Origin of the sequence: Blautia marasmi, from assembly GCF_900258535.1 — a bacterium.
Lineage (GTDB): Bacteria > Bacillota > Clostridia > Lachnospirales > Lachnospiraceae > Blautia > Blautia hominis.
In genome coordinates this window covers 4193257-4211985 of record NZ_OIWX01000001.1, presented here as the reverse complement: position 1 = coordinate 4211985, position 18729 = coordinate 4193257, and the positions used below count along the sequence as shown (strand labels likewise).

Genomic DNA, 18729 nt, shown 5'->3' with positions numbered 1-18729 from the left:
CTTTCTGGTTTATACAAGGCAGCTTTCTGATGAAGGTGCAATGACCGGAACCTCTTCCCCGGCCTTTTTCATCTCCTCCTGAAGTTCCTTTGCAAGCTGCGCTCTGATATCTCTATACTTATCATCTTTTGCCAGATTCGTCAACTCATATGGATCATTTTTTAAATCGTAGAGGAAATCTTCCTCATAATAGCCGCTGGAAGGGTACAAGTTACCGTCAAGCCCGGGAGCATGTATGCTGTAAGACTCTTATACAAAAAAACGCCCCAGGCCGGCTTGTCTCCGGTCTGGGGCAGTATCTCTCTTATTGATCCAGTTTACTGTAAATATCAAAACAATCCAGGGTTGCAAAGTAATCTTTCGGCGTTTCCGCGCGGCGGATGAGCTGTGTGCTGCCGTCTTCCTTCAGAAGGATCTCCGCGGATTTTAGTTTTCCATTATAATTATATCCCATGGCATAGCCGTGTGCACCTGTGTCATGGATGACCAGCAAGTCTCCTTTTTCGATTTCAGGCAGCATGCGGTCAACTGCAAATTTGTCATTGTTCTCGCACAGGGAGCCTGCAATATCGTATTTGTGGTCACAGGGTTTGTCTTCTTTTCCCATGACCGTGATATGGTGATAGGCACCGTACATGGCAGGGCGCATCAGATCCACCGCACAGGCATCCACGCCGATATACTCCTTGTGGGTGTGTTTTTCATGGATGGCTTTGGTTACCAGACAGCCGTATGGTCCCATCATAAAACGTCCCATTTCCGAATAGATCGCCACATCCCCCATACCGGCAGGAACCAATACTTCCTCGTACACCTTTTTCACACCTGCTCCGATGACTCGGATATCATTTGCCTCCATATCAGGGGTATAAGGAATGCCCACGCCACCTGACAAGTTAATGAACTTAATATCTGCCCCGGTCTCCTGTTCCAGCTTTACGGCAAGCTGGAAAAGTTCTTTTGCCAGCACCGGGTAATACTCATTTGTCACCGTATTGCTGGCCAGAAATGCATGGATCCCAAATTCCTCCGCACCTTTTTCCTTGAGGACGCGGAAGGCTTCAAACATCTGCTCTGTGGTCATTCCGTATTTTGCATCCCCAGGATTGTCCATGATGCCGTTCCCCATCTCAAACACACCGCCCGGATTATAGCGGCAGCTAATGCGTTTTGGGATAGCACCCAAGGTCTTTTCCAGGAAATCAATATGTGTGAAATCATCTAGATTAATGGTGGCTCCCAATCTGCCGGCATACACATAATCCTCTGCCGGTGTGTCATTGGAGGAGAACATAATGTCATCCCCTGTGCAGCCCATGGCTTCGGACAGCATCAACTCTGTGTAGGAGGAGCAGTCACAGCCGCAGCCGTATTCTCTTAAAATATCCACCAGAAAGGGATTTGGATTTGCCTTCACAGCAAAATATTCCTTAAACCCTTCATTCCAGGAAAATGCCTCTTTCACTGCTTTCACGTTCTCCCGGATCCCTTTCTCGTCATACAGGTGAAAGGGCGTTGGGTATTTTTTTACAATTTCATCCAACTGTTCTTTTGTGACAAATGTTTTTTTCTCCATTGAAACTTTCTCCTTTGGTAATTTCTTTTATATCAACAATTTTCAATCCACCTGGCAACGGCAAGCAGGGATTCCATTTTGCCGTCCAGCAGTTGGTCCACCGGTGAGGAATCCGTGAGCAGGTCGGGTATCATTATGGTTATCATACCTGCTTTGTGGGCAGAGCGTATGCCGTTGTAAGAGTCCTCAAGGGCAAGGGCATGGGCCGGGCTGACCTTCAGCGCTTCGCAGGCTTTCAGGTAAATCTCAGGGGATGGTTTTGCCTCGGAAACCATACTCCCTGTGATGACAGCCGTAAAATATGCGGTTATCCCTTCCCGTTTCAGATTGTTCTTTGCATACTCGTGGCTTGATGAGGTTGCCACCGCCATGGGGATCCCCCGCTGTGCCAGCACATCCAGAAGTTCATGAAGCCCTTTCTTTGCCGGAAGGCCATTCTTCTCCTCATACTCCCAAAATGCTTTTCTGTATTCATCCCGGAACTGTCCGAAGGGAAAATCTTCCCCGTACTTGTCTTTAAAGTGGCGCTTTCTCTTGTCTACATTAAAACCAAGGGTATGAAAAATATTATCCCCCAGCTTTCCGTATCCCATCCGCTCTCCCGCCACATCCCAGGAGTATTTTACGATCCTCTCACTGTCAAACATCAGGCCGTCCATGTCAAAAACAACGCCGTGGATTTCTTTTTTCTCCATAGTTCTGCTCCTTTTTGTACGGATACTATCATAACGGTTTTTTCCGCATTTTGCAACACAAAAACTCCCCAGATATACTGGGGAGCCTCAGAAAAGTTACTGTACACTCCGTGTTCAGTAACACGCTTCGCGATGCACAGATATGGAGCATTCTGCCCCATATCGCGCTGGCTGCCTCGGGATTTTCATGCTTCCGGCATGAAAACACCTCCCGGTACAGTGGCCTGTGTACAGTAACTCAGAAAATCATAATTTTTTATTTTACTTCGATCACATGGAGCATATTGGTAACATTCTGCTCATCCTTGCGGCTGTTGGTAGCCGGGTCACCGGCGGTGAAGACTGCAAGCTGGCCTTTTTTCACAAGGCGTTTGCGTTTTACGGTCTCCATGGCACTTGTCAGGATGTTCTCTGTAGTGTCTTTTGTATTGCCTTTCAGCGGTCTGACACCCCAGTAGAGCTGCATTTTGTGCTGTACAAACTCGTTGGGTGTGATAGCGTAAATGGGCATAGTCGGACGGAAGCTGGATACCAGCCTTGCGGTCTTGCCTGACATGGTCGGTGTGATGATACAGTCCGCATCAATATTCCTGGCTGTGCGGACAGATGAAATACCGATGGCACTGGATACCAATGTCTGTTTGTACATGGTCCTGTGCTGGATGTATTTGTCATAATCCACATGTTTTTCTGTATCCTCAGCGATCTCCCCCATCATGGTCAGGGCTTCTACCGGGTATTTACCTGCTGCGGTCTCTCCGGAAAGCATGACTGCATCGGTTCCGTCATAGATGGCATTTGCCACATCCGCCACCTCCGCACGCGTTGGACGGGGATTACGGATCATGGAGTCCAGCATCTGCGTGGCGGTGATGACCGGAATATAGTTTTCATTGCATTTTTTGATGATCAGCTTCTGGATGTAAGGTACTTCCTGGGCCGGTATCTCCACACCCAGGTCGCCTCTGGCCACCATGATGCCGTCTGCGGCTGCAATGATCTCGTCAATATTCTCAACACCCTCTGCGTTCTCGATCTTTGCAATGATGCTGATCTGCTCTGCGTGATGCTCCTGCAGAATCTTGCGGATCTCCTTGACACCTGCTGCATTCCTGATAAAAGAAGCGGCGATGAAATCAATATCCTGCTGGATACCAAAAATGATATCCGCCTTGTCTTTCTCTGTGATAGCCGGAAGTTTCACTCTGACGTTAGGTACATTTACGCCCTTTTTCTCCCCCAGCTCTCCGCCGTTGGCAACTGTACAGACAATATGGTCCTTTTTCACAACCTTTACGTCCAGCTCAATAAGACCGTCATCGATCAGGATCTTATTGCCCGGTTTGACCTCTTTTGCCAGTCCGGGATATGTGATGGAACATCCTTTTTCATTACCTGTCATTTCTTCCATATAGAGAGTGAAATCTGCGCCCTCTGTCAGAGTTACTTTCTTTCCATCCTCCAGGACTCCGGTACGGATTTCCGGGCCTTTGGTGTCAAGGAGTATAGCTACCGGCTTATCCAGCTCTTCTCTGACATTTTTCAGCAGGTTCATACGGTTACGCTGTTCCTCGTAATCCCCGTGTGAAAAGTTGAAGCGGGCCACATCCATGCCGTGTCTGACCAGCGCTTTCATTGTGGCTTTTTTGTCCGTATTCGGACCCATGGTACATACAATCTTCGTCTTGCGCATAAATTCCTCCTAATGATATCGTCACTTTATATGTTCATGAGTAAAAAGATGATCCTGGCAGTATTCATAGTTGCCGTTGCATTTGGAGCAGAAACGGAACTCTAGGTTATCCCCGTCCTTTTCCGTCCTGCCGCACACCGCGCATTTATGCTTTGTCACACCCGGTGCCATTTTGGGATGGACTGCTTTTTGAAACTGCTGCCGCCTGTGCACCTCTTTTGGATTGATATGGTTGTAATTCCTGGTGGCAAAAAAGAAAATAATGAAGTTCAGCAGGGATGCAATGATCATCATTCTGATTGACCAGATCGGTGTCTTTATAAAGTTATAAACCAGGTATGCCACATCCAGATATGCCAGCCACTTGATCTTCACCGGAATGATAAAGTACAGAAGAAGCTGCATATCCGGATAACTGGCTGCAAAAGCCAGGAAGATTGACAGGTTGATATAATATGTGGAGATAGCTGCCATCCCGTACAGGGAATTCACTGGCCCCTGTATGAAATACAGCAGAAAAGCACCGATGATCGTGCTTAAAATACCTCCCAGGATATAGACATTATATCTGAAATCTCCCCACGTCTTCTCAAGGGAAGTACCCAGGGAATAATACAGTGCAAGCATGATGATGGTAAATATATTAAGCCCGGATGGAGGAATCAAAAGCCAGCTCACAAGTCTCCATATCTGTCCTTGCAGAATGTGGGCGGGACTCAGCATCAGATAAGCGCTGATCGGAATTCCTGTAACGTCACCCAGAAAATAAAGTACATATCCGATCACATATAGCAGGATGATGTACTTTGTCAGATTTCTAATGGTGAAACGCCCAAACTTCCTTTCCATTTTGTTCAAAAAATTCATAAATTCTCCTCGTTTCTGATATCAATATTCCCCCCTCAGGGAAACTTTCCTGTCTTAGAAAAGATTTTTCTTGGAGAAGATCAATGCAACCAGTAAGCTCAGGACCAAAGACAGCACGATCACGATCACAAACCCATAAGGACTCCCCGCAAAAGGCATCCCCGAGGTATTCACGTTCATGCCGTAGGCACTGAATATCATGGTCGGAATGGACATGACAATGGTCACGGTTGCCAGAAACTTCATGACGATATTCAGATTGTTGGAAATAACAGATGCAAAGGCATCCATCATCCCGCTCAGAATACCGCTGTAAATATTGGCCATCTCAATGGCCTGCTTGTTCTCCACGATAACATCCTCCAAAAGGTCTGTGTCATCGGGATACTGTTTGATCCGTTCCACTTTCAGGAGCTTCTCCAGCACCACCTCATTGGAACGCAGGGACGTGGTAAAGTACACCAGGGATTTTTCCAGTTCCAGAAGCTCGATCAGTTCCTGGTTTCTGGTTGAGGCGTGAAGCTTCTCCTCCACTTCCTCACTCTTTTTATCTATGATACGCAGATAATGCAGGAACATACTGGCATTATTATAAAGGATCTGCAGAATAAATCTGGTCTTCATATAAGTATAGAAGTTCCGCACACGGCCATCCATGAACTTTCCAAGTACAGAGGTATCCTCCAGACACACAGTGAAGATCATTTCATTGGTCACAATGATGGACAGAGGAATGGTCCCAAACCAATCCTTGTCACCGCGTTCCTCAATTATGGGTGTGTCAACCAGGATAAGGGTGTAAGTATCCTCCACCTCAATACGGGAGCGCTCTTCCTCATCCAGAGGCGCCCGCAGATCATCCACCTCTATCCCATACTTGTTGGAAATTTCAAAAATCTCTGTTGCTGTGGGATCCGTGAGGGCAACCCAGCATCCCTCAACGGCTTCCTCCACCTGATGCATTTTTCCGTCTATTGTTTTGAAAATTCTGATCATGTTATCTCCCTTCACGCCCCATAAACGGGCGCAAAGATGTCAGACGCGCCTGCCTATGGGGTTTCTACTCTTTATTTTATTGTCTTGATTCGATTTCCCGGGACAAGGCCCACCTTCCATGATAACACTTCCTTTCTTTTATTCTTCCTCACATTTGTGGAAGATAATACTGTTTGGTGTCTCCACCTTCAGCGGTTTCCCTTTCATAACCAGCAGTTTGTTCTCATAATCAATGGTAAATGTGGTGATGGAACTGGATTCGTGGTTCACCACTGCCAGATGCTTTCCATCCGGGAATATCTCCAGATCCTTTGGATACTCACCGCTGATGGGCAGTATAAACTGCTTTTCCAGACTGCCTGTCTCCTCATCCACTTTGAACATGGACACTGTATCTTCCCCTGCTGTGGAGCAGAACAGATACTCTCCGTCTGGTGACAGACACATGCCGGATGTGGCATCATGGGTCTCATCATCGTGGGACACCAATGTGCTTTCTGTCTGGATCAGCTCGAAAACAGGATTCTTGCCGCTTCCGTCGTAACGGTATACCTGGACTTCATTGCTCAGCTCAAAATTCAGGAATGCAAATTTGCCGTTTGGACTAAATTTGATCAGTCTCGGTCCGGACTCCCTCACACAGCGCAGGACATCCACAAGCTCCAGCTTACTGGTCCTGGCATTTACCCGGTAGATCTTCATCTGGTCAATGCCGTTGTCCACTGCACAGAGATATTTTCCATCCGGTGTGGGACGCACACAGCTTACATGGGGACGGAAGTTCCGCTCCGCAACACTTCCCAGTCCTCTGTGGAATACCCCGTCCATGACGCTTCCCAGGCGTCCGTCCCTGTGGGTATGTACCACGGTAACCTTACCGTCATGATAACCTGCCACATAGAGATACTTTCCTTCCTTGTCGGTGGACAGGTGGCAGCCTCTCATTCCGTCAATGTCTACTTTATTAATAAAGGTAAGATCTCCGTCCGAATCAATTGAAAATACAGCAACTCCTTCGTCGGCAATGGAATAGAGATATTTCCCATTTAATGATATGGCCAGGTGGGAGGAATTATTTACAGGAATGACTTTTTTCTCTGTAAGTGTCCCCTCTTCTACATTTACATCATATAAATGGATTCCGATACTGCTTCCATGGGTATACGTTCCAACATATGCAACATACTTCTCTTTCATTTATGCAATACCCTCCTGTTTTATTCTGATTCTCCCCGGTTGGCAGGGATTTCCTGCCGCTATCCGTGGTCTAACGACATTCTACCACAAACTTTTTCTTTATACAATGCAATTCCCGCCAAATTCGCAACATTTATGTTGACAAGGTTTGTGGGTTTAGTATAATGAAATTCAGAGTCTTTCCCCGGCAGAGCCGGTTTTATGGGACAGGTTCTGGATTATTTCATATCACGTAAAGGAGAACGCGAATGAACCATACACTGGTGGATTTAATTGACATTTCCAAAGGATTTGGCGATCAGATTGTTCTGGACAAGCTGAATCTGTCCATCCGGGAAAATGAATTTCTTACCCTTTTAGGCCCCAGCGGTTGTGGTAAGACAACCACTCTCCGTATCCTGGGCGGTTTTGAATCGCCGGATTTCGGACAGGTTATTTTTGACGGAGAGGATATTACCAATCTACCGCCCAACAAGCGAAATCTGAACACCGTATTCCAGAAATACGCCCTGTTCTCCCACATGAATATAGAAGAAAATATTGCTTTTGGTTTAAAAATTGCCGGAAAGAGCAACGCTTATATCAAAGACAAGATCAAATACGCACTGAAACTGGTAAATCTGGAGGGTTTTGAAAACCGTCTTCCCGATTCCCTGAGCGGCGGCCAGCAGCAGCGTGTTGCCATTGCCCGGGCCATTGTAAATGAGCCGCGCCTTCTGCTTCTGGATGAGCCTCTGGGGGCCCTGGATCTGAAGCTGCGCCAGGACATGCAGTACGAGTTGATCCGCTTAAAAAATGAACTGGGCATTACTTTTATCTACGTGACCCATGACCAGGAGGAAGCCCTCACCATGTCAGATACCATTGTGGTCATGAACCAGGGCTATATCCAGCAGATGGGTTCCCCTGAGGATATTTATAATGAACCGCAGAATGCGTTTGTAGCCGATTTTATCGGTGAGAGTAATATTATAGAAGGTACCATGCTGGAGGACAGGCTGGTGAAGATCCTGGGTGCCAAATTCCCCTGTGTGGACGAAGGCTTCGGCCGCAACAGACCCGTGGACGTTGTCATCCGCCCCGAGGATGTGGACCTGGTGAAGCCTGAGGAAGGCACGATCCAGGGCGTAGTCTCCCATCTGATTTTCAAAGGCGTCCACTATGAGATGGAAGTCCAGGCAAACGGTTTTGAGTGGCTGGTACACAGTACAGACATGTTCCCCGTAGGTCAGAAAGTGGGCATCCATGTGGACCCCTTCGACATCCAGATCATGCACAAGCCGGTATCGGAGGACGAGGAGGCCATAGGAGTGAATGAATAGAAAAAAATTACTGACCGGACCTTATCTTTTCTGGGCTGTGGCATTTATCCTAATCCCTCTTGCCATGGTCTTATATTATGGTCTGACAGATGTGGACGGCCATCTGACTTATGAAAACCTTTTGGCCATCGGAACCGTGGAGAATTTCAAGGCACTCTGCCTCTCTTTACTGCTCTCCATTGTGAGCACCGTCATCTGTCTGTTGTTAGCCTACCCTCTTGCCATGATTTTATCCGGTATGAAGGTAAATCAGACCAGTTTTATTGTGCTGATCTTCATCCTTCCCATGTGGATGAATTTTCTGCTGCGCACCATGGCATGGCAGACTTTGCTGGAGAAGAACGGTGTGATCAATCAGCTGCTGGATTTCCTGCATCTGCCGTCCATCCAGCTCATCAATACGCCCTATGCCATCATACTGGGTATGGTGTACAACTTCCTGCCCTTTATGGTGCTGCCGCTTTACAATGTGCTATCCAAGATTGACAAAGACATCATCAGCGCCGCCAGGGATTTGGGCGCAACGGAGCTGTACACTTTCAGAAAGATCATCTTTCCCCTGAGCCTGCCGGGGGTTGTGAGCGGTGTCATCATGGTATTTGTACCTGCGCTCACCACCTTTGTGATCTCTGATCTGCTTGGCGGCAGCAAGATCCTGCTGATCGGAAATGTCATTGAGCAGAAATTCAAACAGGGCAGCAACTGGCATACAGGAAGCGGACTTTCCCTGGTGCTGATGGTCTTTATCCTGATCAGCATGGTAGTTACCACCAAGTATGACAAAGACGGGCAAGGAGGAATGTTCTGATGAAGAAGACAGCTAGAAATATTTACCTGGCGCTTATTCTGATTCTCATGTATGCGCCTATTGTGACACTTATGATCCTCTCCTTCAACGCCTCCAAATCACGTTCCAAATGGGGCGGTTTCACCTTGAAATGGTATGGTTCCCTGTTTAAGGATGATGCCATCATGGGTGCCCTTTACAACACTCTGGTCATTGCATTTTTATCGGCAATACTGGCAACCCTGATCGGAACCTGCGCCTCTATTGGCATCAATGCCATGAAGAGCAAATGGCGAACGGTTTTTATGGGAGTCACCAATATTCCCATATTGAATTCTGATATTGTGACAGGTATTTCCCTCATGCTTTTGTTCATTGCATGTCGGTTTACCCTCGGTTTTTCCACCATTTTAATGGCGCATATAACCTTCAATATCCCCTATGTCATTCTGAGCGTTATGCCTAAGCTGAAGCAGACAAACAAGAGTACCTATGAGGCCGCCAGGGACCTGGGTGCAGGACCTTTCCAGGCATTCATGAAAGTGGTGTTTCCGGATATTCTGCCCGGTGTGCTGTCAGGATTTCTCATGGCATTTACCATGTCCCTGGATGATTTTATCATCACCCATTTCACCAAGGGGCCGGGGGTGGATACCCTGTCAACCAAGATATATTCCGAGGTGCGCAAAGGCATAAGGCCGGAGATGTATGCACTCTCCACCCTGCTCTTTTTGTCCGTTATGGTCATCATGATCCTGGTGAACTCAGCGCCAAAAGAGCCGGATAAGAAGCTCTCCTCAGAGCTTGAAAAGAAGAAGCTTCCTCTCCGTCAGGTCATCCCTGCAGCACTTGTCATCCTTGTGGCCGGAGCCGGCTTTTTCTTCCACCTGGGCAACAAGGGAAGTGTGTCCGATGAAAAACTGATCGTCTACAACTGGGGCGAATATATGGACCCGGAGGTCATTGACATCTTTGAGGAGGAGACAGGTATAACAGTCACCTATGAGGAATATGAAACCAATGAGATCATGTATCCCAAGATCATGTCAAAAGCCATTGCCTATGACGTGGTCTGCCCCTCAGATTATATGATCCAGCGTATGCGGGAGAATGATCTGCTGGCCAAGATCAACTGGGACAATGTACCGAATCTCAAGAATATAGACCCCACCTATATGGAGCAGTCCAAGAGCTTTGACCCGGAGAATGAATACTCGGTTCCCTACTGCGTAGGGACGGTTGGTATCCTCTACAACAAAACCATGGTCAAGGAAAATGTGGACAGCTGGAATATCCTGTGGGATGAAAAGTATAAAGACAGTATCCTCATGCAGGACTCTGTCCGGGATGCTTTTGCTGTTGCCCTAAAGCGCAAGGGTTATTCCCTGAACTCTGTTGTAGTGGATGAACTGATCCAGGCCACAGACGATCTGATTGCACAAAAACCTCTGGTCCAGGCCTATGTGGTGGATCAGGTAAGAGACAAAATGATTGGGGGCGAGGCTGCGCTGGGTGTGATCTATTCCGGTGAAGCGCTCTATACCCAGAGAGAAAACCCGGATTTGGAATACGTGATCCCAAAAGAAGGTACCAATGTATGGATTGATTCCTGGGTGATCCCATCCAATTCGCAGAATAAGGAAAATGCAGAAAAATTCATTAACTTCCTCTGCCGTCCCGACATTGCGCTGATGAACTTTGAATATATCACTTATGCAACGCCCAACAAAGCTGCCAGGGAGCTGATCGAGGATGACAGTATCCGGAACAGCAAAGTACTCTTCCCTGAAGCGGAGGATCTGAAGGGAAGCGAAACCTTCCAGTTCCTGGGCGATGAAGCAGATTCTTATTACAACGAACTCTGGAATAAGGTAAAATCCAAGTAAGAGGATCGGAAACAAAAACAGGAGTTTTTATGAACCGGACATTCATTTACAGAATAAGTGAAAAGGATTCCCCCTGCACGGTGGAATCCTTTTTAAAAGCCAGGGGATATTCCCGGCAGATCATCATTCAGTTAAAAAAGAACAGCGACAGTATAAAGGTAAACGGTGGATGGGCCTATGTAAAGACCATGCTCCGCACCGGGGACACACTCATAATTTTTATGGAGGAACTTCAGTCCTCAGAGCATATCCTTCCGGTTCCCCTCCCCCTCTCCATGATCTACGAGGATGAGGATATTCTGGTCCTTGACAAGGCTGCTGACATGCCTGTGCATCCCTCCGTCAACAATTACCACAATACCCTTGCCAATGCTGTTGCACACTATTACCGGTCTGCGGGGGAAGAATTTATCTTCCGCTGTATCAACCGTCTGGACCGGGATACCACAGGCCTGCTCATCGTGGCCAAAAATGCCCTCAGTGCCTCCATCCTGTCCGCCCAGATGAAGGAACGGCAGATCCACAGGACTTATCTGGCGCTCTGCGACGGTCCCCTCCCCGCTCCCCAGGGAACCATAGACGCTCCCATTGCCAGAAAAGAGACTTCTGCCATTGAACGGTGTGTGGACTTTGAAAAGGGGGAGCAGGCAGTCACCCATTATAAAGTGCTGGAGACCTGTCAGAATATCACACTGGCCGAGCTTCACTTGGAGACAGGGCGTACCCACCAGATCCGTGTACATATGCAGTACCTGGGCGCTCCCCTTTTGGGGGATTATCTCTATCACCCGGATTTCACCCGGATATCCAGGGTTGCCCTGCATTCCTCCGCGCTGGAGTTTATACACCCTATCACCGGAATACCTATGTGTTTTCACGTGCCCCTGCCAGATGATATGGAAAAAGCCTTTCACTTATCCGAATAAGTCTTTTATAGTTACTATTCACGGCCACTATCCCGCGAGGTGTTTTTATGCGCCTGCGCATGAAAATCCCGAGGCTGCCAGCGCGATATGGGGCAGAATGCTCCATATCTGTGCATCGCGAAGCGTGTTACTGTTTACAGAACTGCGCTTTTTGCAGGGCTGTAAATAGTAACTTTTTATACACTTCCCTGATATCTTCCGGAAACAGACAGCCCCGGGCGGCCATTATTCCATCCGGAGCTGTCTGACTTAGTTGTCCAGCATCCTGTCCGCATCCATATCATTTAAATTGAATTTCTCTTTCAGCTTTTCTTTGATAATGGCATCGGGGATATCCAGTTCTCTGCAGACCTCCACCATTGCCCGTATCCCTTCTTCTCTCCCTTCTTCTCTCCCTTCCCGCTTCAATGTCTGATTATGCTGTTTCACGTTATAGGATGTCAACACCACGTTCATCACCTCCGCTCTGTTTTTTCTTAATATATCTGCCAGTATATCTTTTTCTATACATTCCTCAACAGCCAGACTGACTGCTTTTTCCAAGGACGGTTCCTTTACTGCGTAATCCCGTACAGCCTGGATAAAATATGCATAATCGGACAGCCGTTTGCATTTGTCCATGATCTTTTTATTATGTCCCTTATTGATATTCAGAAGAACCGCTCTGCATTCCAGAGCCGCCTCCCCTGCATACTCCATAAATGAATCCGAGAGCCGCATCTCCGATTTATCAGGAGCCTCCCTGGTTCCATTATAGAAAATGATATACCTTGGAACAGGAAGCTTTATTTTCCCTGAAGAATAGATATCAAGCCCATTTTTTTCTATATAACCGCGGAGCATATCCGCAAAATACAACAGCCCTCGCAGCGGCATATTGGGATTCCAGGAACTCTGATGTTCATACAGGTTCATATCACATCCGATCAAAAAAGCAATATCATTCTTCATTCCAAGATATATCACATCGTCAATCGTGATCACTGTCAAATCATCCACATTCGTATATTCAGTACCATTTACTGCATTATACAAGTCCAGTAATTCTCTTTTCCTCCGGAAAACCATACGGAAAAGACGGTCTTTGTACTGTCTGTTTATATGGATTCTGCGGAATACTGCCTGTAATCCGTATCTGATCCTAAATTTCATTTTTCCTCCTTTATTGTAGCATACATATGTAAAATGGTACAACAAAGAAATCAGCCCATAAGCATCACCCGCCTTTAAAAAATTATGTTGCAAAAATATATCATATGGAAATGCTGCAGAATCTGCAAAGAAATTTACACCGACAGGAATTGCCGATGGAACATATTCAGTATAATATAATATACTGCTTTTGCATACAGCAAATGCAATACTTTTACTTACCGTCAAATAAACTGTAACTTTCCTATACTTACCGTCAAATAAACTGTAACTTTCCTATTTCAATCCTCCAAAGAAGTGCTATAATAAAAATTATAAGTAATGGTTCAGCAGCCGGACAATATCCCCTCACGAAAAGCGATCCTGCATAGACGTCCGCCTTTCCTGTAAAGGTACTGAACCGCTTCGATCATAAACTATATATGTATTTATCGAAACTATTCAGTAGGTCTGCGCATTCACTGCGCTGACCGTAAGAAAGTGTACCACGGCCAAGCAAAAATCCCATCGCCAAAGGCGATTTTGCATGGATTTTGCATGTAACTGTGAGGGTACTGAACAATTACTATTTATCTTAAAAAGGGAGGAATTCAAATGACTAAAGTAAAAATCGAACCGGGAATCTGTAAATTTTCTACTCTCGTCACTGCCACTGCATCGGAGGATGAGGAAACCGAAGTCGCCATAAAAGTGGCAAGCGGCTGCCCCAGTGTAAAAAAGATGATGGAGGAACTGGGCAGCACCTTTGATGCTTATGAGGTCTGTCTCGTCAAACCCGGTGCCGGCCCATTCTTTACATATGCCCTCAAGAATTTTCCCGTACACGCAGGATGTCCTGTTATTGCGGGGATCACCAAATGTATTGAAGCCGAAGCCAATCTTGCACTGAAGGCAGATGCCTCCATAACATTCCTGGATGTTGAATAAACGACCATTCCCTGCGCCGGATATAGACGCATAAGAGCCGGGTGGAATTATACTTCCACCCGGCTCTCACAGTCACAGGACCGGTTAGATCCTGACCTTTACAGCATTCTGATCCTGGGCACTTCATCAATATGAAGGTATCTTCCCAGTGTCTTCACAATAATATCATGGTTGATATAATGATTCTGGTTCGTCACCATAATGGCCCCCACTACGCCCACTTCCTCCACACGCACAGGGAAACCGCCTCCCATGCAGGAAAACTCTTTCGGGTCCAGGGCAATGTCCACCATGGTCTCCTCATTCTTCTGCAGCTCACTGTACACCAAAAGGCTGCTCTTCTCCAGTGTACGGACCGTATTGAATGTCCTGTCCATCCATCTGTCATTGTTCAGATTGGTTGTATTCCCCGCGTATTTGAATACCGCATATCCATTATTCCTGCGGATGGATACAGCACAGTCCAGACCTCTGCGTCTGCTCTCCGCCACAAGCATCATTCCCAATTCCCATGCATCCTCGTTGGTAAAATGTGAAAACTGGAGTATTTCCTCCTGCATACTGAGTACGGTGATCACTTCATCCATTGTCATATACATTCCCTCCTGTACAAGATTTGTAACTGTTCCCTATCTTCCCAGTTACGAAAACTCAAATATATGCCGCAGTCCGCCCGCGGCGCAGCTTAACGGATCCTATCCGGAAATCCCACTTTCCGCTGTACCTTGCGCAGCGTTTTGTTGGCAAAATAGCTGGCTTTCTCTGCATTCTCCTTGATGATGGAATCAATATACGTCTTGTCCTTCTCCAGCCTGGCAACCTCATCCTGCAGAGGTTTCAGAACGCTGACTACGGCCTCGCCCACAGCCATCTTCAAGTCCCCGTAGCCTCTGCCCTCAAACTCGCGCAGAGCTTCCTCCGTGGTCCTGCCGGTACATGCACAGTAAATATCCAGCAGGTTTTTAAGTCCCGGCTGTTCCTCTCTGTATGCGATACAAGCCTCCGAGTCAGTCACGGCACGTTTGCATTTGCGCATGATCGTATCCGGGTCATCCATAAGATAGATACTTCCATTGGGATTTTCATCTGACTTGGACATCTTTTTGGAAGGCTCCTGCAGACTCATGATCTTTGCGCCCACTTTGCCGATATAAGCTTCCGGAATCGTGAACACATCCCCATAAATATTGTTAAAACGAGTGGCAATATCACGTGTCAGCTCCAGATGCTGCATCTGGTCAATCCCCACCGGGACCACATCTGCCTGGTAGAGCAGAATGTCAGCTGCCATTAAAACCGGGTAAGTGAAAAGGCCTGCGTTGATATTGTCCGCATGTTTTGCAGATTTGTCCTTAAACTGTGTCATACGGCTCAGCTCACCCATATAAGTAAAGCAGTTTAAGATCCATGAAAGCTCCGCATGTCCTGATACATGGGACTGGTAGTAGATGCAGTTTTTCTTCGGATCCAGTCCTGCTGCAATATATAATGTCAGAAGTGCGCGGGCTCTTTTGCGCAGAGTTGCCGGGTCCTGGCGCACCGTTATGGAATGCATGTCCACAACGCTGTAAAAGCACTCATATTCATCACTTAATGTCACCCAGTTTTTCAGCGCTCCCAGGTAGTTTCCAAGTGTCAGGTTTCCGGTTGCCTGCATCCCGCTGAATAATACTTTTTTATCGTTAATCATCTTAATGTCCTCCAGAAATTTACTACGATAAATTGTATCATTCTGCCCGTACAAAGTCAAATCTTTATAGTCAAATCCCTATAAAATGGTCCACCGGCAGAGAAAATATCAGTCCTTTTGCCTCTGTCTTCAGACCGCAGGCTGCATTGACAGCCTGCATGATCCCGGTATATGCCCCGGTCTCTGATAAGATCATCACCACATCCTTCTCCCCCTGCAGCCGGATTCCCAGAAAAGAGGAAGCATCCTCATCGTGCAGAGAACGGGCATGAAATACCGTACCCCCTGTGGCATCCGCTGCTCTTGCGGCATCCATGACCTGGTCCTGGAAACCATGGTCCACCACTGCAACCACCAGCTCATATTTTCTTTCCGCCTGCTCCATATACTCCTCCTTATCTGCGCTTTCGCACATAACTTTCTGCCGGAATAGTGTACTGATACCGCTCAAAGGAACCGTAAACATAATGCCGTGACCCGGCTTTTTAATATTGATCCTGCCTGCTATCTCATACATGACATCACGTTCCAGACCGGCAGGCAGAAAACTGAACAGCATTTCCTTGTCTGTCTCACCGATCCCAAGATAATAAAGAAGTTCACTTCCCGCAGTGCCAAGGGCCAGTGTCCCGCACGTAAAATAGATCTGATAACTCCTGCAGATATCAGCAACCAGACTGCCCTTTCCCCTGTTTACAATGGCGACCAAACATTTTACTTTCTGCTTACTCATCCAAAACCTCCTCAAAAGCAAGAATCTCATCCTCCTCCTGGGTTAAGGATACTGCTTTCTTCTTTCTCCTCATCATCAAACCCAGAATCTGAATGGTTACAAGGGGCGTCATGGCCACCATTGCCACAATACCAAAAGCGTCCATCATCACATCCCCTCCCAGGCTTTCACAGGCCCCCATGGCCAGGGGCAGAAGGAAGGTTGCTGTCATTGGACCGCTGGCCACCCCGCCGGAATCAAATGCGATCCCTGTAAATACTTTTGGCACAAAAAAGCTCAACAGCAGCGCAATAAAATACCCCGGAATGAGAAAATACATGATGCTGATCCCGGTCAGCACACGGAGCATGGCAATCCCCAGGGATATTCCCACCCCTACAGACAGTGAATAGAGCATTCCCCTGGAAGAAATGGCTCCTGAGGACACTTCCTCCACCTGGCGGTTCAGCACATGCACCGCAGGCTCTGCCTTTACAATATAAAATCCGATCACCATGCCAATCGGCACCAGTACCCAGTTATAGGATAAGGCAGCAATCTCAGAACCGATAAAGTATCCTGCCGGCATAAACCCCACATTGACGCCGCATAAAAACAAGATAAGCCCCACATAAGTATACAGTGTACCCACCAATATTTTAATAACAGACTTCTTTTTGAAATACCTGGTTATGATCTGAAACAGGAGAAAGAAGCCAAGGATAGGTACCAGCGCCTTGCTCACTTCCGAGACATACCGTGGCATCTCCGCCAGGAATGTCTTTGCCACATCTTTTGTTGTCTCCACATGCACCATCTCAAAAGGTGTGTAAGAAGCTCCCTTAGGATGATACACGATCCCCAGGATCAGGACTGCCAGAATAGGCCCGATACTGCCAAGGGCAACCAGCCCGAAGCTGTCCTCCTCCGCGTGATGGTTCCTCACATTGGCCATACCGACTCCCAGCGCCATAATGAACGGTACGGTAATGGGCCCGGTGGTAACGCCGCCGCTGTCAAAAGCCACTGCCATAAAGCTGTCCATAGAAAAAAACGCAAGGACAAATACCACAATGTAAAAGAAGATCAAAAGATATTTTAGATCCACCCGAAAGACAATACGAATCCAGGAGAGCATCAAAAATAATCCCACACCGCAGGCGACCGTCCATATAAGCACCCTGTCCGGTATACCCGGCACCTGGTGCGCCAGAACCGTCAGGTCAGGCTCCGCAATGGTGACGATAAATCCAATGGCAAAGGTAATCATAAACATGATGACCTTTTTCCCTGAGGAGACAAGCGCATTTCCAATGCCGTCTCCCATAGGCATCATGGACATATCCGCACCCAATGAAAAAAATCCCATCCCCACCACCAGCAGAACAGCTCCCAGTACAAACAGCAGAACCGTCCCAATGGGCATGGGCGTAATGGTAATACTCAGCAAAAACACAATGCAGGTGATAGGTAATACGGAAGATAACGCCTCACTGATCTTTTCTTTTAATTTTGTCATCCATTCACCTCTTTTCTACTAATACTATGCACGTGTATCTGTGTGTGACTGTTCCGTGACTGCATTCATTTCGTACTTATTTCAGGGTTTCCTTGATCGAGACAGGCAGAACATCCCAAGGGATGTCAAGAATATGAGAAAAACAGAATCTATATGTAAAGTTTAACACAGATATTTTTTTATTTCAACATTTTATCTCACTACAGTGTTAAATAATAAAAAAGACAATTTTGCTTGACAAAGCAGATGCCAGGACAAATAATATGGGCTATAGACTTATTTTTATGGTATTTCATCATTCAGTGGAGATAAGAGGTGAAAAATGTTTAAAATCCGATATGCATTAGAATCTGACAAATCTTTTTGGCTTACTTATGATAAACATATAAGTGAGAATGAACTGCTGTTAAAATTCCGGGACAGACGGGGATATATCATCAGTGATGAGGATAAACCCATAGGCGTTCTGCGGTATAATCTGTTTTTGGATCTCATACCTTTTCTGACCTTGCTTTATCTGGATGAATCGTATCGGGGCAAAGGTTTTGGCAGGCAATCCATGCTTTTCTGGGAACGGGAGATGTGGGGGCTTGGCTATAAAACCATAATGACATCAACACAAGTCGATGAAGGCGCCCAGCATTTTTACAGAAAACTCGGATACAAAGACAGAGGAAGTCTTTTTCTGGACAATACTTCCTTTGAACAACCCCAGGAAATGATAATGCTAAAGGATGCAGCCTGGCGGTAACACAGCGCTGCTCCAGGTTTTCCTGGCGCTATC

Annotated in this window: 18 protein-coding genes; 6 read left to right on the top strand and 12 right to left on the bottom strand. The window is 46.8% G+C overall.

What is annotated here, in order from left to right:
* Positions 1–9: 9 nt before the first annotated feature.
* The 7 genes from C6P39_RS18230 to C6P39_RS18200 all read right to left on the bottom strand — a co-directional run bounded on the left by C6P39_RS18230 (position 10) and on the right by C6P39_RS18200 (position 7024).
* Entirely contained in the window at positions 10–210 is a 201-nt protein-coding gene (locus tag C6P39_RS18230) for a sulfatase/phosphatase domain-containing protein (protein WP_242987075.1), read from the bottom strand.
* 94 nt (positions 211–304) lie between these two features.
* Positions 305–1576 (bottom strand): diaminopimelate decarboxylase, encoded by a 1272-nt coding sequence (locus C6P39_RS18225; protein ID WP_095170870.1) that lies wholly within the window; start codon positions 1574–1576, stop codon positions 305–307.
* A 32-nt stretch (positions 1577–1608) separates the two neighbouring features.
* Entirely contained in the window at positions 1609–2271 is a 663-nt protein-coding gene (locus C6P39_RS18220) for an HAD family hydrolase (protein WP_095170872.1), read from the bottom strand.
* A 256-nt stretch (positions 2272–2527) separates the two neighbouring features.
* Positions 2528–3964: a pyruvate kinase gene (pyk, locus tag C6P39_RS18215; RefSeq protein ID WP_095170874.1), complete on the bottom strand. Its 1437-nt coding sequence runs from the start codon at positions 3962–3964 to the stop codon at positions 2528–2530.
* Positions 3965–3985: 21 nt separating this feature from the next.
* Complete coding sequence (locus tag C6P39_RS18210; protein ID WP_104804731.1) at positions 3986–4831, bottom strand: hypothetical protein; 846 nt, start codon at positions 4829–4831, stop codon at positions 3986–3988.
* A gap of 54 nt (positions 4832–4885) precedes the next feature.
* Positions 4886–5827 carry a magnesium transporter CorA family protein gene (locus C6P39_RS18205; RefSeq protein ID WP_095170878.1) on the bottom strand — a complete coding sequence of 314 codons (942 nt, stop codon included), beginning with the start codon at positions 5825–5827 and terminating at the stop codon, positions 4886–4888.
* Between the two features lie 138 nt (positions 5828–5965).
* On the bottom strand, positions 5966–7024 hold the full coding sequence (locus C6P39_RS18200) for a lactonase family protein (RefSeq protein ID WP_095170880.1): 1059 nt from the start codon (positions 7022–7024) through the stop codon (positions 5966–5968).
* Between the two features lie 248 nt (positions 7025–7272).
* On the opposite strand from C6P39_RS18200, the gene C6P39_RS18195 reads away from it, so the two are divergent.
* The 4 genes from C6P39_RS18195 to C6P39_RS18180 are packed head-to-tail and all read left to right on the top strand — an operon-like array spanning position 7273 to position 11945.
* Positions 7273–8346: an ABC transporter ATP-binding protein gene (locus C6P39_RS18195; RefSeq protein WP_095170882.1), complete on the top strand. Its 1074-nt coding sequence runs from the start codon at positions 7273–7275 to the stop codon at positions 8344–8346.
* The gene (locus C6P39_RS18190; protein WP_095170884.1) at positions 8339–9154 is read left to right on the top strand and encodes an ABC transporter permease; all 816 of its coding nucleotides are present in this window, start codon (positions 8339–8341) and stop codon (positions 9152–9154) included. Before C6P39_RS18195 ends, C6P39_RS18190 begins: the two co-directional genes overlap by 8 nt.
* Positions 9154–11019, top strand: a complete 1866-nt coding sequence (locus tag C6P39_RS18185) for an extracellular solute-binding protein (protein ID WP_104804730.1) — start codon at positions 9154–9156, stop codon at positions 11017–11019. Before C6P39_RS18190 ends, C6P39_RS18185 begins: the two co-directional genes overlap by 1 nt.
* 29 nt (positions 11020–11048) lie before the next feature.
* Positions 11049–11945, top strand: coding sequence for an RluA family pseudouridine synthase (locus tag C6P39_RS18180; RefSeq protein WP_095170888.1), 897 nt, complete (start codon positions 11049–11051; stop codon positions 11943–11945).
* 249 nt (positions 11946–12194) lie between these two features.
* Here C6P39_RS18180 and C6P39_RS18175 read toward each other — a convergent pair whose 3' ends face one another.
* Positions 12195–13097, bottom strand: coding sequence for a hypothetical protein (locus C6P39_RS18175; RefSeq protein ID WP_207657139.1), 903 nt, complete (start codon positions 13095–13097; stop codon positions 12195–12197).
* Positions 13098–13691: 594 nt separating this feature from the next.
* On the opposite strand from C6P39_RS18175, the gene C6P39_RS18170 reads away from it, so the two are divergent.
* Positions 13692–14024 (top strand): DUF6951 family protein, encoded by a 333-nt coding sequence (locus C6P39_RS18170; RefSeq protein ID WP_104804729.1) that lies wholly within the window; start codon positions 13692–13694, stop codon positions 14022–14024.
* A gap of 98 nt (positions 14025–14122) precedes the next feature.
* Here the strand turns inward: C6P39_RS18170 and C6P39_RS18165 are convergent, their stop codons facing one another.
* From C6P39_RS18165 to C6P39_RS18150, 4 genes are all read right to left on the bottom strand, one after another.
* On the bottom strand, positions 14123–14617 hold the full coding sequence (locus C6P39_RS18165) for a heme-binding protein (protein ID WP_104804728.1): 495 nt from the start codon (positions 14615–14617) through the stop codon (positions 14123–14125).
* Between the two features lie 92 nt (positions 14618–14709).
* The gene (gene trpS / locus C6P39_RS18160; RefSeq protein ID WP_095170899.1) at positions 14710–15714 is read right to left on the bottom strand and encodes a tryptophan--tRNA ligase; all 1005 of its coding nucleotides are present in this window, start codon (positions 15712–15714) and stop codon (positions 14710–14712) included.
* Positions 15715–15784: 70 nt separating this feature from the next.
* Positions 15785–16447 carry a transcriptional regulator gene (locus tag C6P39_RS18155; RefSeq protein WP_104804727.1) on the bottom strand — a complete coding sequence of 221 codons (663 nt, stop codon included), beginning with the start codon at positions 16445–16447 and terminating at the stop codon, positions 15785–15787.
* Entirely contained in the window at positions 16440–17945 is a 1506-nt protein-coding gene (locus tag C6P39_RS18150; RefSeq protein ID WP_104804726.1) for a DUF1538 domain-containing protein, read from the bottom strand. The genes C6P39_RS18155 and C6P39_RS18150 overlap by 8 nt, the downstream gene beginning before the upstream one ends.
* Before the next feature lie 322 nt (positions 17946–18267).
* On the opposite strand from C6P39_RS18150, the gene C6P39_RS18145 reads away from it, so the two are divergent.
* Complete coding sequence (locus C6P39_RS18145; RefSeq protein ID WP_104804725.1) at positions 18268–18696, top strand: GNAT family N-acetyltransferase; 429 nt, start codon at positions 18268–18270, stop codon at positions 18694–18696.
* Positions 18697–18729: the final 33 nt, after the last annotated feature.

What these genes read in the sequence shown, in the direction of transcription:
- C6P39_RS18225 (WP_095170870.1), bottom strand. Translation starts at nt 1,576, where the DNA reads ATGGAGAAAAAAACATTTGTCACAAAAGAACAGTTGGATGAAATTGTA.
- C6P39_RS18220 (WP_095170872.1), bottom strand. Translation starts at nt 2,271, where the DNA reads ATGGAGAAAAAAGAAATCCACGGCGTTGTTTTTGACATGGACGGCCTG.
- pyk (WP_095170874.1), bottom strand. Translation starts at nt 3,964, where the DNA reads ATGCGCAAGACGAAGATTGTATGTACCATGGGTCCGAATACGGACAAA.
- C6P39_RS18210 (WP_104804731.1), bottom strand. Translation starts at nt 4,831, where the DNA reads ATGAATTTTTTGAACAAAATGGAAAGGAAGTTTGGGCGTTTCACCATT.
- C6P39_RS18205 (WP_095170878.1), bottom strand. Translation starts at nt 5,827, where the DNA reads ATGATCAGAATTTTCAAAACAATAGACGGAAAAATGCATCAGGTGGAG.
- C6P39_RS18200 (WP_095170880.1), bottom strand. Translation starts at nt 7,024, where the DNA reads ATGAAAGAGAAGTATGTTGCATATGTTGGAACGTATACCCATGGAAGC.
- C6P39_RS18195 (WP_095170882.1), top strand. Translation starts at nt 7,273, where the DNA reads ATGAACCATACACTGGTGGATTTAATTGACATTTCCAAAGGATTTGGC.
- C6P39_RS18190 (WP_095170884.1), top strand. Translation starts at nt 8,339, where the DNA reads ATGAATAGAAAAAAATTACTGACCGGACCTTATCTTTTCTGGGCTGTG.
- C6P39_RS18185 (WP_104804730.1), top strand. Translation starts at nt 9,154, where the DNA reads ATGAAGAAGACAGCTAGAAATATTTACCTGGCGCTTATTCTGATTCTC.
- C6P39_RS18180 (WP_095170888.1), top strand. Translation starts at nt 11,049, where the DNA reads ATGAACCGGACATTCATTTACAGAATAAGTGAAAAGGATTCCCCCTGC.
- C6P39_RS18175 (WP_207657139.1), bottom strand. Translation starts at nt 13,097, where the DNA reads ATGAAATTTAGGATCAGATACGGATTACAGGCAGTATTCCGCAGAATC.
- C6P39_RS18170 (WP_104804729.1), top strand. Translation starts at nt 13,692, where the DNA reads ATGACTAAAGTAAAAATCGAACCGGGAATCTGTAAATTTTCTACTCTC.
- C6P39_RS18165 (WP_104804728.1), bottom strand. Translation starts at nt 14,617, where the DNA reads ATGACAATGGATGAAGTGATCACCGTACTCAGTATGCAGGAGGAAATA.
- trpS (WP_095170899.1), bottom strand. Translation starts at nt 15,714, where the DNA reads ATGATTAACGATAAAAAAGTATTATTCAGCGGGATGCAGGCAACCGGA.
- C6P39_RS18155 (WP_104804727.1), bottom strand. Translation starts at nt 16,447, where the DNA reads ATGAGTAAGCAGAAAGTAAAATGTTTGGTCGCCATTGTAAACAGGGGA.
- C6P39_RS18150 (WP_104804726.1), bottom strand. Translation starts at nt 17,945, where the DNA reads ATGACAAAATTAAAAGAAAAGATCAGTGAGGCGTTATCTTCCGTATTA.
- C6P39_RS18145 (WP_104804725.1), top strand. Translation starts at nt 18,268, where the DNA reads ATGTTTAAAATCCGATATGCATTAGAATCTGACAAATCTTTTTGGCTT.